Origin of the sequence: Pseudomonas sp. MF6394 (assembly GCF_002018845.1) — a bacterium.
In the GTDB taxonomy this organism is placed as follows: Bacteria; Pseudomonadota; Gammaproteobacteria; order Pseudomonadales; family Pseudomonadaceae; genus Aquipseudomonas; species Aquipseudomonas lactis.
Genome location: NZ_MVOJ01000030.1, coordinates 21393 through 35867, shown reverse-complemented (window position 1 = coordinate 35867; position 14475 = coordinate 21393). Strand labels below are relative to the sequence as shown.

General features: G+C 61.6%; 13 protein-coding genes. 5 read left to right on the top strand and 8 right to left on the bottom strand.

All coding sequences use genetic code 11. The features are described 5' to 3' along the window. Window position 1: 1 nt before the first annotated feature. The 6 genes from MF6394_RS25085 to exaC all read right to left on the bottom strand — a co-directional run bounded on the left by MF6394_RS25085 (window position 2) and on the right by exaC (window position 7423). Window positions 2-658 (bottom strand): DedA family protein, encoded by a 657-nt coding sequence (locus MF6394_RS25085; protein ID WP_003194521.1) that lies wholly within the window; start codon window positions 656-658, stop codon window positions 2-4. A 793-nt stretch (window positions 659-1451) separates the two neighbouring features. After that, complete coding sequence (locus MF6394_RS25075) at window positions 1452-1910, bottom strand: GNAT family N-acetyltransferase (RefSeq protein ID WP_014720105.1); 459 nt, start codon at window positions 1908-1910, stop codon at window positions 1452-1454. Between the two features lie 88 nt (window positions 1911-1998). After that, window positions 1999-2835 (bottom strand): ethanolamine ammonia-lyase subunit EutC, encoded by an 837-nt coding sequence (gene eutC, locus MF6394_RS25070; protein ID WP_069558879.1) that lies wholly within the window; start codon window positions 2833-2835, stop codon window positions 1999-2001. Next, window positions 2832-4226, bottom strand: a complete 1395-nt coding sequence (locus MF6394_RS25065) for an ethanolamine ammonia-lyase subunit EutB (RefSeq protein ID WP_003194516.1) — start codon at window positions 4224-4226, stop codon at window positions 2832-2834. The genes eutC and MF6394_RS25065 overlap by 4 nt, the downstream gene beginning before the upstream one ends. A 63-nt stretch (window positions 4227-4289) precedes the next feature. Beyond that, entirely contained in the window at window positions 4290-5723 is a 1434-nt protein-coding gene (gene eat / locus MF6394_RS25060; RefSeq protein ID WP_003194515.1) for an ethanolamine permease, read from the bottom strand. Window positions 5724-5902: 179 nt separating this feature from the next. After that, window positions 5903-7423 (bottom strand): acetaldehyde dehydrogenase ExaC, encoded by a 1521-nt coding sequence (gene exaC / locus MF6394_RS25055; protein ID WP_078467772.1) that lies wholly within the window; start codon window positions 7421-7423, stop codon window positions 5903-5905. Between the two features lie 272 nt (window positions 7424-7695). Between exaC and MF6394_RS25050 the strand changes: the two genes are divergently transcribed. Further along, window positions 7696-9606, top strand: a complete 1911-nt coding sequence (locus tag MF6394_RS25050; RefSeq protein WP_044268997.1) for a sigma-54-dependent Fis family transcriptional regulator — start codon at window positions 7696-7698, stop codon at window positions 9604-9606. Between the two features lie 357 nt (window positions 9607-9963). Here MF6394_RS25050 and MF6394_RS34720 read toward each other — a convergent pair whose 3' ends face one another. After that, window positions 9964-10146, bottom strand: coding sequence for a hypothetical protein (locus tag MF6394_RS34720; RefSeq protein ID WP_125970747.1), 183 nt, complete (start codon window positions 10144-10146; stop codon window positions 9964-9966). A 13-nt stretch (window positions 10147-10159) separates the two neighbouring features. Between MF6394_RS34720 and MF6394_RS34350 the strand changes: the two genes are divergently transcribed. From MF6394_RS34350 to MF6394_RS25030, 4 genes are all read left to right on the top strand, one after another. Continuing rightward, the gene (locus tag MF6394_RS34350) at window positions 10160-10951 is read left to right on the top strand and encodes a hypothetical protein (protein WP_238597315.1); all 792 of its coding nucleotides are present in this window, start codon (window positions 10160-10162) and stop codon (window positions 10949-10951) included. 109 nt (window positions 10952-11060) lie between these two features. Then, complete coding sequence (gene mpl / locus MF6394_RS25040) at window positions 11061-12410, top strand: UDP-N-acetylmuramate:L-alanyl-gamma-D-glutamyl-meso-diaminopimelate ligase (RefSeq protein WP_044268996.1); 1350 nt, start codon at window positions 11061-11063, stop codon at window positions 12408-12410. Then, a complete protein-coding gene (gene ubiX, locus MF6394_RS25035) occupies window positions 12407-13036 on the top strand; it encodes a flavin prenyltransferase UbiX (protein ID WP_032895136.1) in 630 nt (209 codons plus the stop codon). Before mpl ends, ubiX begins: the two co-directional genes overlap by 4 nt. After that, complete coding sequence (locus tag MF6394_RS25030) at window positions 13029-13313, top strand: YceK/YidQ family lipoprotein (protein ID WP_047712257.1); 285 nt, start codon at window positions 13029-13031, stop codon at window positions 13311-13313. Before ubiX ends, MF6394_RS25030 begins: the two co-directional genes overlap by 8 nt. Before the next feature lie 494 nt (window positions 13314-13807). Here the strand turns inward: MF6394_RS25030 and MF6394_RS25020 are convergent, their stop codons facing one another. Further along, entirely contained in the window at window positions 13808-14449 is a 642-nt protein-coding gene (locus MF6394_RS25020; protein ID WP_014720096.1) for an oxidoreductase, read from the bottom strand. Between the last annotated feature and the right edge of the window lie 26 nt (window positions 14450-14475).

Below are 14475 nucleotides of genomic sequence, written 5' to 3'. Positions count from 1 at the left end.
GTCAGTGCGGGTTGGCTTCGGAGGACGTGCGGCCAAAGCGGCTGCGCACCACGCCAATAATCATCGGCACCAGGGACAGCAGGATGATGAACACCACCAGCAGCGACAGGTTCTTCTTGATAAAAGGCACGTTGCCGAAGAAGTAACCCAAGGTCACCAGGCCGCCGACCCACAGGATGGTGCCCAGTACGCTGAAGCCGAAGAAGCGCGGGTACGGCATCTTGGCCACGCCCGCGACGAACGGCGCGAAGGTACGCAGGATCGGCAGGAAGCGCGCCAGGGTCACGGTCTTGCCGCCGTGCTTGTCGTAGAAGTCGTGGGTTTTTTGCAGGTAGTCGCGGCGGAAGATTTTCGAGTTCGGGTTGCTGAACAAGCGCTCGCCCGCCGTTCGTCCGATCACATAGTTGGTGCTGTCGCCGAGGATGGCCGCCAGCATCAGCAGGCCGGCCAGCAAGACGGGGTCCATACCGCCGCCGGCCGCTACGGCACCGGCGATAAACAGCAAGGAGTCGCCCGGCAGGAAGGGCATGACCACCAGGCCGGTTTCGCAAAAAATCACCAGGAACAGAATGGCGTAGATCCACGGACCGTAATTGGTTACCAGCATGTCGAGGTAGACGTCGAGATGCAGGATAAGGTCGAGCGGGTTGAAATCCATGGATGGCACCTGTGTGAATAGCCCGGCTCAGCGGGCTTGTGCGGAAGCTCAGGCAATAAGGCTACAAGTAATTGTCGCGGTTCTTACAACCCTGAAAGGTCGGCATTATACGGATTGAGAGGTGAAAAGCGTGTGGCTTTTGTAGCGGGGAGTGTCGCGAAATTGTGAAGGGGTTGGGCTTCGCCTGAGTCGCCGGATGAAGTGTGGGAGCTGGCTTGCCTGCGATGGCCATAGGTATTAACGCCACTCTGTAGCGCCAAAGGTAACCACGATGCGAAGCGAGCCGCTCTTGATCTTGATCTGCTTTTGATCTTAGGCGCCCCGTTAAACCACGCTGGCCGGAATTCGACAGGGATTTGGGGGGTAAACCGGCAGGGATGCCGGTTTAGCCGCCCCGCGCCATGGATGGCGCGTGGCGGCGGCCCCCCAAATCACTGACGGATTACGGGCACACCGAGCCTGGGCGAGGTGCCGAGTGGTGGGGCAAGAGCGCTTTGCTTACTTTCGCGCTTTTCGAAAGTGAGCCGCCGTCAGGGCGGAACCCTAGGTGGCCGTTACCGCAGCAATGGATATGTACACAATCCAACTGTGTTGGCTGTCAGGCCGTCTTCGCAGGCAAGCCAGCTCCCACATTTGGACTGCGTCGCGTCAGGTAGATAAGTGTCGGCTGTCGGGCCGTCACGGGAGCAAGCTCCCTCGCCACAGGGTCAGCCGATACAGTATTGGCTGACCCTCCGCCATCGCAGGCAAGCCAGCTCCCACAAGGAAATGGCGGTGTCTGGCTTACCGGTTTTCAGTCTTCGTTGATCGGCAACACGTAGTTTTTAAATTCGGTGTCTTCGCGAAACCCAATCGACTCGTAGGTCTTCTGCGCCACGTCGTTATCGCTGCTGGTCGATACCCGCAACCGCACCGCGTGGGTGTCCTTGGCCATTTTCTTGGCCGTGCGCATCAAGTTGTCAGCCACCAGTTGCCGGCGCGCATCCTCGGCCACATAGATGTCGTTGAGGATCCACACCCGCTTGAGCGACAGCGAGGAAAAACTCGGGTACAGCTGGCAAAACCCCAGCAGCCGCTTGTCGTCATCGTCGGCCAGGGCCAGGTAGATCACCGATTCCTTGCGCCGCAGGCGCTTTTCCAAAAAGGCCCGTGACGAGTCCGGGAACGGCAAGGCCCCGTAGAACTCGCGGTATTTGACGAACAACGGGGTCAACAGGTCCAGGTGTTCCAGGGTCGCTTGAGTAATCCGCATGCCAGGCCTCAACTTCCAAATGGGTATGACCACACGAGCGGCCGTGACTCGATGCTGCCTAATGACGCCAAAAAGCGCAATCGTGCCGCTATCGGTCATCCGCCGGGCTGAGCAGGAAATTGCCCTTCATCAGGTCCGGGTCGTCGGATTCGAGGGTCTGAACCTGCGCCTCATCCTTGAGATTGACCCCCGACAACTGCCGGCGACACGCCTCTCGCATCAAGTACAGCAGGCGATGGGCCGCCATGCCGTAGCTCAAGCCTTCGAGCCGCACATTGGAGATGCAGTTGCGATAGGCATCGGTGAGGCCGACCTTGGGGTTGTAGGTGAAATACAGGCCCAGGCTGTCCGGCGAGCTGAGCCCTGGGCGTTCGCCGATGAGGATCACCACCATCTTGGCACCGAGTAGTTGGCCGATCTCGTCTGCCACCGCCACGCGGCCTTGCTCCACCAGGATCACCGGTGACAAGGACCAGCCTTCGGCGTGGGTCTGTTCTTCCAGGCGCGCCAGAAAAGGCGCGGTGTGTTTATGCACCGCCAGTGCCGACAGGCCATCGGCTACCACGATGGCCAAGTCCACCCCACCAGGCTGGGCCGAAGCGTAGTCGCGCAGCGTTTGCGCCGACTCATCGCTCAGGCGTCGCCCCAGGTCCGGGCGTTGCAGGTAGATGTGCCGGTCCGTGGCGGCGCTGTGCAACAACAGGCTGTCTCGGCCACGTTCGGCCAATTGGCGGCTGAGGCCGGTGTGATCGAAGGGCAGGTGCACCGCGTCCCGCGCCTGGGCGTGGGCAAACTGGAAGTCCAGTTGGGCGCTGGTGGGAAGGCTGGTACCGGTGCGGCCCAGGGCAATACGCGCCGGGGTGAGGCGGCGCAGTTCCAGCCACGGGTTGTCAGGCAATTCTGGTTGCACAGTCGGCTCCTTCATCCCAATTGCGCCAAGGCGTGGCGGAAGGCCGGTGGCAGGCTGTTGCCGAAGTGCACCTTGCCATCAGCCTGCGTGAAGATGCCCATTTTCGCCAGCCACTGCTCGAACTCCGGCGCCGGTTTTAAACCCAATGTTTGCCGGGCGTACAGGGCGTCGTGGAACGAGGTGGTCTGGTAGTTGAGCATGATGTCATCGGAACCGGGGATCCCCATGATGAAGTTGATGCCCGCCACGCCGAGCAGGGTCAGCAGGGTGTCCATGTCGTCCTGGTCGGCTTCGGCGTGGTTGGTGTAGCAGATGTCGCACCCCATGGGCACGCCGAGCAGCTTGCCGCAGAAGTGGTCTTCAAGGCCGGCGCGGATAATCTGCTTGCCGTTGTACAGGTACTCCGGGCCGATAAAGCCGACCACGGTGTTCACCAGAAACGGCTTGAAGTGCCGGGCCACGGCGTAGGCTCGGGTTTCACAGGTTTGCTGGTCGACGCCAAAGTGCGCATTGGCCGACAAGGCGCTGCCCTGGCCGGTTTCGAAATACATCAGGTTCTGGCCCAGGGTGCCGCGCTTGAGGCTCAAGCCCGCGTCATAACCTTCCTGCAGCACGTTCAGGTTGATCCCGAAACTGGCATTGGCCGCTTCGGTGCCGGCAATCGACTGAAACACCAGGTCCAGCGGTACGCCGCGGTTGATCGCTTCGATGGAGGTGGTGACGTGGGTCAGCACGCAGGCCTGGGTGGGGATTTCGTAGCGCTGGATGATCGCGTCGAGCATCTCCAGCATGGCGCAGATCGAGGCGATGCTGTCGGTGGCCGGGTTGATGCCGATCATGGCGTCGCCGTTGCCGTACAGCAGGCCGTCGAGAATGCTCGCGGCGATGCCGGCGGGTTCGTCGGTAGGGTGGTTGGGCTGCAAGCGCGTGGACAAGCGCCCGCGCAGGCCCAGGGTGCCGCGAAACTGGGTGACTACGCGGATCTTCTGCGCCACCAGCACCAGGTCTTGCACGCGCATGATCTTGGACACCGCCGCGGCCATTTCTGGTGTCAGCCCCGGCGCCAAGGCGCGTAGGGCCTGTTCATCGGCCGCGTCGCTGAGCAGCCAGTCGCGCAGGCCGCCGACGGTGAGGTGGCTGACCGCTGCAAACGCCTGTTTATCGTGGGTGTCGATGATCAGCCGGGTGACTTCATCGCTTTCATAAGGAATCAATGCTTCTTGCAGGAAGTGCTTGAGCGGGATATTTGCCAGCGCCATCTGCGCCGCCACACGCTCACCGTCATTCTGCGCGGCGACACCGGCGAGGAAGTCCCCGGAGCGTGCGGGGCTGGCCTTGGCCATCACGTCCTTGAGGCTGTCGAAGCGGTAGGTTTGAGCACCTACCGCGTGGGAAAAGCTTGCCATACAGTGTCTCCTTGATGACGCGGGCCTGCTGCGGGCAAGGCGCCGCGTCGAGGTTTTCGGCAGTTAGTGCAGGGCGGCCTCTGCGGCCTGGATCGCCGCGAATTCCTCTTCCGGCGTGCCTGCTACCAAGTGATGCCGGCTGTAGAAAGCAAAGTAAGCAATTAATACTCCATAGATGATCGCCGCGCCAATCACCACGCGTGGGTCCACCAGAAAGCCCGCCACCACGGCCACGCAGGCCAGCACCAGCGCCACGCCCGAGGTGAAGATGCCACCGGGCGTGCGGTATGGCCGCTCCATTTTAGGGCGACGGATGCGCAGGGTGATGTGGGCGGCCATCATCAATACGTAGGAAATCGTGGCGCCAAACACCGCCACCAGGATCAGCAAGTCACCCTGGCCGGTCAGCGACAGGCCAAAGCCGATAATCCCGGGGATCACCAGCGCCAATACCGGCGCCTTGCTCTTGTTGGTCTCGGACAATTTGCGCGGCAGGTAACCGGCACGGGACAGGGCAAAGATCTGCCGCGAATAGGCGTAGATGATCGAGAAAAAGCTCGCGATCAAACCGGCCAGGCCGACCAGGTTGACGAAGCTGCCCATCCAGGTGGAACCGCCGTAGGACAACGCCAAAGCTTCAACCAGCGGGTTGCCGGATTTGATCAGCGCGTAAGTCCCCGCACCGCCCGGCGCGATCACCAGGATCAACAGGGCAAAACTGGTCAGCACCACAATGGCGCCAATCAGCCCGCGCGGCAGGTCGCGCTTGGGGTTCTTGGTTTCTTCAGCGGCCAGCGGCACACCTTCCACCGCCAGGAAAAACCAGATGGCATAAGGGATCGCGGCCCACACGCCGACGTAGCCGAACGGCAGGAAGCTGCTGGCGCCCTTGGCCTCGGTCACGGGTATATCGAGCAGATTGGCGACGTTGAAGTGCGGCACCATCGACACCAGGAACACGCCCAGGGCGATCGCGGCGACGGCGGTGATCACGAACATCAACTTCAAGGCTTCACCCACACCAAAAATGTGGATGCCGATAAAGATGATGTAGAACGCCAAGTAGATCATCCAGCCGCCAATGCCGAACAACGACTCGCAATAGGCGCCGATAAACACCGCGATGGCGGCGGGCGCGATGGCGTATTCGATAAGGATGGCAGTGCCGGTGAGGAACCCGCCCCAAGGGCCGAAGGCGCTGCGGGCAAAACCGTAGCCACCGCCAGCAGTGGGGATCATGGAAGACAACTCGGCCAGGGAAAAGCACATGCACAGGTACATGGTGGCCATCAGCAAAGTAGCGAGGAACATGCCGCCCCAGCCGCCCTGGGCCAAGCCGAAGTTCCAGCCGGCGTAGTCTCCGGAAATAACATAGGCGACGCCCAGGCCAACCAGTAGTACCCAGCCGGCGGCGCCTTTTTTCAGTTCGCGTTGTTGAAAGTAATCGGTGCCGACTTTTTCAAAGTCGACAGAAGAACCAGTGGGTTCGCTAGGCATGGGAAGTACCTTCCATTCTTATTGTTTTGATCCCGACAGGTTGCCGCCGGGTAATGTAGGAGCGAGCTTGCTCGCGAAAAACTTGCGAGCGCCTCGGGGGAGTCAGGCTACTCGCGTTATCGTTAACGTTCTTCGCGAGCAAGCTCGCTCCTACAGTGACGGTTGTTGCTTCTGTGGGGTTAGAAAAAACCCAGCGGATTAATGTCGTAGCTCACCAGCAAGTTCTTGGTCTGCTGGTAGTGATCCAACATCATCTTGTGGGTTTCACGGCCTACGCCAGACTTCTTGTAACCGCCAAACGCGGCATGCGCCGGGTACAGGTGGTAGCAGTTGGTCCATACACGGCCGGCCTTGATCGCCCGGCCCATGCGGTAGGCGCGGTTGATGTCGCGGGTCCACAGGCCAGCGCCCAGGCCGAACTCGGTGTCGTTGGCAATCGCCAGGGCTTCGGCTTCGTCCTTGAAGGTGGTGATGCTCACCACCGGGCCGAAGATTTCTTCCTGGAACACACGCATGTCGTTGGTGCCCTTGAGCAGGGTCGGCTGGATGTAATAACCGGTGGCCAGGTCGCCCGTGAGCTTCTCGACCTTGCCGCCGGTGAGCAGTTGCGCGCCTTCGCCCTTGGCGATTTCCAGGTAGGACAGGATCTTGTCGAACTGCTGCTCGGACGCCTGGGCGCCGACCATGGTGTCGGTGTCCAGCGGGTCGCCACGCTTGATCGACTCGACCTTTTTCATCACCACTTTCATGAAGTCGTCGTAGATCGACTCTTCCACCAGTGCACGGGAAGGGCAGGTGCACACTTCACCCTGGTTGAAGAACGCCAGCACCAGGCCTTCGGCGGCTTTTTCGATGAATTGAGGTTCGGCTTTCATGATGTCGGCGAAGAAGATGTTCGGCGACTTGCCGCCCAGCTCAACCGTGGACGGAATGATGTTCTCGGCCGCCGCATGCATGATGTGCGAGCCCACAGGCGTTGAGCCGGTAAAGGCGATCTTGGCAATGCGCTTGCTGGTGGCGAGGGCTTCGCCGGCTTCTTTGCCAAAACCGTGCACCACGTTCAGTACGCCTGGCGGCAGCAGGTCGCCAATCAGTTCCATCAGCACACTGATGCCCAGCGGCGTTTGCTCGGCGGGTTTGAGCACCACGCAGTTGCCGGCGGCCAGGGCTGGCGCGAGTTTCCACGCGGCCATCAGCAGCGGGAAGTTCCACGGGATGATCTGACCGACCACGCCCAGCGGCTCGTGGAAGTGATAGGCGGCGGTAAGTTCGTTGATTTCCGCGCTGCTGCCTTCCTGCGCGCGGATGCAGCCGGCGAAGTAGCGGAAGTGGTCGGCGGCCAGGGGGATGTCGGCGTTTAGGGTTTCGCGCACGGCCTTGCCGTTGTCCCAGGTTTCGGTGATGGCCAGCAGTTCGAGGTTTTGCTCGATGCGGTCGGCGATTTTCAGCAGCACCAGCGAGCGGTCCTGGGCTGAGGTTTTGCCCCAGGCATCGGCGGCTGCGTGAGCGGCGTCCAGCGCCTTGTCGATGTCTTTGGCGGTGGGGCGCGGGAAGTCGGCAATCGGCTTGCCGTTGACCGGCGAGGTGTTGGAGAAGTAGTTGCCATCGACCGGCGCCACGAATTCGCCGCCGATGTAGTTGCCGTACTTGGCCTTGAACGAAACGATGGCGCCTTCAGTACCGGGGTGTGCATAACGCATGGTGGGCATCTCCTGCTTTTATGTTTATTGGAGTACAGCGCGGCAAGCGCGTTATAAAGCGTAGAGCAAAGGTTGGGCCACTGCTGTGCGGGCCCGCAAAATCAAGGGGTTGGGCGTTGTTGCAAGGCGTTGCCGTGACAGGGGTGATACAGGCCAGGTGACAGTTTGTGCCACAAACGGTACAGCCTGTGACCGGTGGGTCGGGCCGGGATTGCAATGGCCGGATGGCTGGGGGATGCTGGGCGTTCTCACGCAGGGAGAATAATAAGAACATGCATAACGATCATTTCAGTCGCCATGCCCAGCAAGTCTTGACCGTCACCCGGGGCCAAGAGCTTTCCCAGGGGCCTGGCAGCGACCCGTCCATCGCCCGCTCCTGGCTGCGCTGTGTGGAGGACTACCACCTCGACCCGGCGCTGACCATCGCGCCCACTGTGCTCGAACACGGGCGCCTGCTGGAAAGTCGCGAACGCCTGCGCCAAGTGCTGCACATTGCCGGCAGCGAAATGAACAGCCTGCACCAGCAACTCTCCGGCGCCGGTCACGCGGTGCTGCTCACCGATGCACGCGGGGTGATCCTCAACTGTGTCACCGCGCCGTCGGAGCGCAAGATCTTCGAGCGCGCCGGCTTATGGCTGGGCGCTGACTGGAGCGAAGCCTGCGAAGGCACCAACGGTATCGGCACCTGCCTGGTGGAACGGCAGTCGTTGACGATCCACCGTGACGAACACTTTCGCGGCCGCCATACCGGGCTGACCTGTTCGGCCAGCCCAGTGTTCGACCCTCATGGTGAATTGCTGGCGGTGCTGGATGTGTCCTCGGCCCGCGAAGCCGTGTCGCGCCAGAGCCAGTTCCACACCATGGCGCTGGTGAACCTGTCGGCCAAGATGATCGAAAGTTGCTACTTCCTGCGTCACTTCGAACATCACTGGCTGTTGCGTTTTCACCTGCAGGCCGAGTCGGTCGGGTTGTTCAGCGAGGGCTTGCTGGCGTTCGATGGCGAAGGGCGCATTTGTGCGGTCAACCAGAGCGCCCTGAACCTGTTGGGGCAGTTGCGCGGCGGTTTGGTGGGCCAGCCGGTGGAAGCGTTTTTCGACTGTTCCCTGGATCAGTTGCTGGGGCGCGCCAGCGCAAATGCCACGGCCAGTTGGCCATTGCGCACCCGCGAGGGTCGGCCTCTGTTTGCAGCGTTGCGAGGCCAGCCGCGCAGTGTGCCCGCCCCTATCATCAAGCCGCAGGCGCCACGGCCTTTGGGTATCTGCCTGGGCGACCCGGCGTTGCAAAATGAGCTGCGCAAGGCCTCGCGAGTGTTCGAGCGCGACGTGCCCTTACTGATCAACGGCGAAACCGGCTGCGGTAAAGAAGCCTTCGCCAAGGCCGTGCACCAGACTAGCCAGCGGGGCGACAAGGCCTTTGTCGCGCTGAACTGTGCGGCGATTCCAGAAAACCTGATCGAGAGCGAATTGTTTGGCTATCGCGCCGGCAGTTTTACTGGCGCCCTTAAAGAGGGTATGCGCGGCAAGCTGCAACAGGCCGATGGCGGCACGCTGTTTCTCGATGAAATCGGCGACATGCCCCTGGCGCTGCAAACCCGCCTGTTAAGGGTGCTGGAAGACCGCCTGGTGGTGCCTATCGGTGGTGAACCCCAAGCCGTGAACGTGCGCATCATCAGCGCCACGCACCGCAATTTGCTGGAGCGTGTGGCCGATGGCAGCTTTCGCGAAGACCTGTATTACCGCCTGAACGGCTTGGAAGTTGCCCTGCCGCCGTTGCGCGAACGCACTGACAAGTCGCAACTGTTGGACTTCCTCCTGGCCCAAGAGGCGGGCACCGAGCAGGTGATGCTCGACGAGCCTGCGCGCCAAGCCTTGTTGGCATTCCATTGGCCCGGCAACCTGCGGCAGTTGCGTACGGTGTTGCGCACAATAGTGGCGCTTTGTGAGGGCGGGCGAGTCGGGCTTGAGGACTTGCCGGCGCTGATTCGACAGGCGCGGCCCCAAGGGCAGAGGCTGGATGCGCCGTGCGCCTCGCCGCTGGAGAGCGCCGAGCGTCAGGCATTACTCGATGCGTTGGCGCAGCAGCGCTGGCATATGAGCCATGTGGCTGAACAGCTGGGCGTCAGTCGCAATACGCTGTACCGCAAGTTACGCAAACATGGGATTTCACGGGAGGTTATGCATTAGGGGCGCGACAGTTGTCGGAATAACTCAGTTATTGCGGACTGCTCGTTTTTTGTCCCACGTGATTTAAGGTTTTTTATCGCTCTACGCACTCACGTCGTCCCGGAACGTGGTGCGCTGTTTTAAGCACTGATGGAATAAGGGCAGAGCATCACTTGCCCTTAAACACCGTTGTTTGAAACTTCTAGGGTGACAACACATGAATATTACAAGTCCAATAACGACTCCTGTGCCACAACTCCCTGTTCAACTTGATGTTACGCCCACGCCTGCACCGCAGCCCTTGATGGCGGGCTGGGGCGAACCGATGCACCCCCTTGAGCATGAGCCTGGCACGCAGTTGTCTGAGCCGCAGGCTGATCAAACGCCGAAGGTGCGCATCAGGCGTGGAATCTTCGGGCGGCGGTTCGGGGGAGGGTCCAGGCCCACGCCGCCGGTGTCTCCCCCGCCGTCGCCCAGGGTACCGCCTGCCCCGGTCAGTCCCACGCCTACCCGGCCCCAAACCACGACGGGAGGGAAAAAACCGACGACAACCCACGACACCTCTGGCACCAGCGTGACCGCGGGCAGTTCAGGCCAGTCGACGGCCAGTAAGCTCAAGGACGCGCTGACCAAGGGGCCTCAGACGCCCCCTCTCGGTGGCACCACCGCTGTGAAACCGGCGGAATCGCCCAAGGTCAGTGTGGCCGATGTCACTCAGCGGCTGTTGGATGCCGACAGGCTGGTCAAGGCGGGCGTTATTTCTACATCGCCCTCTACCGGCAAGATGGTCAAGGACGCGTTCATCAACGCAGGCATCAATGGCATGGTCAGCGCGCCGATCAATGTGGGCGCCTATGCCGGGTCCGTGGCTGCGGGGGAAGCGATCAAGGGCCAATACGTACCGTCGCCGGTAACGCCACCGCCACCGCATTTGCCTGGCGGTGTGCAGGCCGGTCAGAAGCCAGCGCCGCCAGTCGTTACGCCATCCACACCCGATGAGCCTGCGCCTGGGGCCACACGCCATTTGGATCGCGTAGAAAAGGTGATGCTGGAGTTTGCCAATCTCATCATCACGCTGGCGGGAAACACCGGAGACCGGCTTGTCATGGGCGACGCCTGGCCCAAGGAGCGTGGGGCACGCATGAGTAACCTTGAGCAGTTACTGGACGTTTCAGAAACCCATATGAAACAACTGGCCGAGGACCACGAGCTGATTTTCAAACCTTACATCGAGTCACAAACGTCCCCTGGTACCGGTGGCCGCTTAGGCGTGATCGAGCGTCGGTACCATGCCTTGAAAAAAACCGCTGACCGAATCATGACCTTGAAAGGCGCTGAGCTTAACAACACGCGCACCACGGTTTAAGTCATTCCTTTTGCCCGCCGGATCCTACCGGCGGGCGTTTCGCCCTCAGCTAATGCGTGCGAACTTTCCCACCCTACGCTAACCTGCCTCGATGTTTACGAGGTCGACTATGCACATTCATATTCTGGGTATCTGCGGTACGTTCATGGGTTCGATGGCGGTTCTGGCCAAAGAGCTGGGCCATCACGTAACAGGCTCCGATGCCAATGTTTATCCACCCATGAGCACGCAGCTAGAGGCGCAAGGGATTGAGCTGACCCAAGGTTACGACCCTGCGCAATTCGACCCGGTGCCGGACCTGGTCGTCATCGGCAACGCCATGTCGCGCGGCAACCCGGCGGTGGAATACGTACTCAACAATGGCTTGCCTTACGTCTCCGGCCCCCAGTGGCTGGCCGACCATGTGCTGCAAGGCCGTTGGGTCCTGGCAGTGGCGGGTACTCACGGCAAGACCACCACCAGCAGCATGCTGGCCTGGGTGCTGGAACATGCGGGCATGAGCCCGGGCTTCCTGATTGGCGGTGTGCCGCAGAACTTCTCGGTGTCGGCGCGCCTGGGCCAGACACCGTTTTTTGTGATCGAGGCCGATGAGTACGACAGCGCCTTTTTCGACAAGCGCTCCAAGTTCGTCCACTACCGCCCGCGCACGGCGATCCTCAACAATCTTGAGTTTGATCACGCGGATATCTTCCCCGATCTGCCGGCGATTGAGCGGCAGTTCCATCACTTGGTGCGCACCATTCCCAGCGAAGGCCTGGTCATTCATCCCACCACCGAGCCTGCGTTGCAGCGTGTGATCGACATGGGCTGCTGGACCCCGGTGCAAACCACCGGCGCGGGTGGGCAGTGGCAGGCCAGGTTGCTCAGCGACGACGGTTCGCGGTTTGAAGTGCTGTTCGAAGGCCAGGCCCAAGGCATCGTCGACTGGGGCATGACTGGCCAGCACAACGTGGCCAACGCCTTGGTGAGCCTGGCTGCCGCTCGGCATGTCGGCGTGGTGCCGGCCATGGGCATCGCCGCCTTGAGCGCGTTCAAGAGTGTGAAGCGGCGCATGGAGAAAGTCGCCGACGTGAATGGGATTACCATTTACGACGACTTTGCCCACCACCCAACCGCCATTGCCACCACCCTGGATGGCCTGCGCAAGCGCGTGGGCGATGCGCAGATCATCGCCATCGTCGAACCGCGTTCCAACTCCATGAAGCTCGGCGCACACCGTGATGGCCTGCCTGAAAGCGTCAACGATGCCGACCAGGTGGTGTGGTATGCGCCAGCCAACCTCGGCTGGGATTTGCCGGGCATTGCTGCGCTGTGCACCATACCTTCGAAGGTTTGCGATTCGCTGGAAGGCATCATTGAGCAGGTGAAGTCCTTGGCCCAGCCCGGCACCCACGTGGTGGTCATGAGCAACGGCGGCTTCGGCGGCCTGCACGGCAAGTTGGCCGAGGCGTTGAAATGAGCGGGCCGGAGCGCATTACCCTGGCGATGACCGGCGCGTCTGGTGCGCCTTACGGCCTGCGCCTGCTCGATTGCCTGGTGCGTGAAGACCGTGAGGTGCATTTTCTGATCTCCAAGGCGGCGCAGTTGGTGTTGGCGACCGAGACCGATGTCGCGCTGCCTTCCAAAGTGCAGATGATGCAGGCGTTCCTCACCGAGTACACCGGTGCGGCGGCGGGGCAGATCAAGGTCTACGGCAAAGAAGACTGGATGTCGCCGGTAGCTTCGGGCTCCGGTGCGCCGGCGGCCATGGTGGTGGTGCCATGCTCCACCGGTACCTTGTCGGCGATTGCCACGGGCGCCTGCAACAACCTGATCGAACGGGCGGCGGACGTGACCTTGAAGGAGCGCCGCCAATTGATCCTGGTGCCGCGCGAAGCGCCGTATTCGAGCATTCACCTGGAGCACATGCTCAAGTTGTCGAACATGGGCGTGACCATTCTGCCCGCGTCGCCTGGCTTCTATCACCAGCCGCAGACCATCGATGACCTGGTGGACTTTGTGGTGGCGCGCATTCTCAACCTGTTGAACATTCCCCAGGACATGCTGCCGCGTTGGGGTGAGCACCATCTGGGCGGCGATGAATAAAGCGCTGCTGCTGTTGATGGCGCTGCAACTTACCGGCTGCGCCACGGCGCGCACGCTGGATGCGGCGCAACCGGGCGCACCGGTGGTGTATGCCGGCACGCGGCTGGATCTGTACGCGATCAATGGTGGCTGCTGCGCCAAGGACCGCTTTGGCGCCGAGGCCCCGAGCTATCCCCAGCTCGACCTGCCGGCCAGTGCGTTGCTCGATACCTTGTTGTTGCCACTGTCGGTGTTGACGGTGCTGGGGGTTGGCTTCAACGCCACGGGCGGGCTGTAAGGCAGTGGCTGCCTGGGCCGGCCCCGGCGGCCAGCGCATATCTACCTGACGCCCGGCGATCCAAATGTGGGAGCGGGCTTGCTCGCGAAGGCGGCCTGGCAGTCAACACAGTTGGATTGTGTGCATATCCATTGCTGCGGTAACGGCCGCTTAGGGTTCCGCCCTGACGGCGGGTCACTTTGGAAAAGCCCCAAAGTAACCAAAGGGCTCTTGCCCCACCACTCGGCACCTCGCCTAGGCTCGGTGTGCCCGTAATCCGCCAGTGATTTGGGGGGCCGCCGCCACGCGCCATCCATGGCGCGGGGCGGCTAAACCGGCATCCCTGCCGGTTTACCCCCCAAATCCCTGTCGAATTCCGGCCAGCGTGGTTTAACGGGGCGCCTGAGATCAAAAGCAGATCAAGAGCGGCTCGCTTCGCATCGTGGTTAGCGTTGAGCGCTACCGCGTTATTTAGATACCGATGCTGCGATGAGGCCAGTACCAGCCCCGCATCATTACTTGCCGAGCTTGCGCAACTCGTCCGACTCCACCACCCGCACGCCATCCTGTTCTTCCAGCGCCAGGCGCCACATGGCGCGGGCCAGTTCGCAGACTTCAATACCGTGGTACTTGCCCGGAATAAGCCGTGACAAAGGCCCGGCTAACTGCTCGGCCAGGCGCGGTTCCAGTCGTTCGCCCAGCAGCAGCGACGGACGTACGATGGTCAACTGCGGCCAGTCTTGCGCTCGGAGCGCCAGTTCCATTTCCCCCTTGACGCGGTTGTAGAACACCGAGGATTTCGGGTCGGCGCCAATTGCGCTGATCACGATCAGATGCCGCGCGCCCAGTTCCCGTGCGCGCTTGGCGAAAGCCACCACCATGTCCAGGTCGACCGCACGGAACGCAGCTTCCGAGCCGGCCTTTTTGATCGTGGTGCCCAGGCAGCAGAAGGCGATATCCACGCGGCCGCTCAGTTGCGGCAGGAACACCGCCGGGTCGCCCACCGGGTTTTCCAGGCGTGGATGTTCAGCCAATGGTTTGCGGCTGGGTGCCAGCACGCGGGTCACGGTGGGTTCGTTGAGCAGGCGGTCGAGCAGGTGTTCGCCCGTGAGGCCGGAAGCCCCGGCCAGCAAGATATGCTGCGGTGTCAGGTACATGGTGTTTCCCCCTTGTTACACGTTAC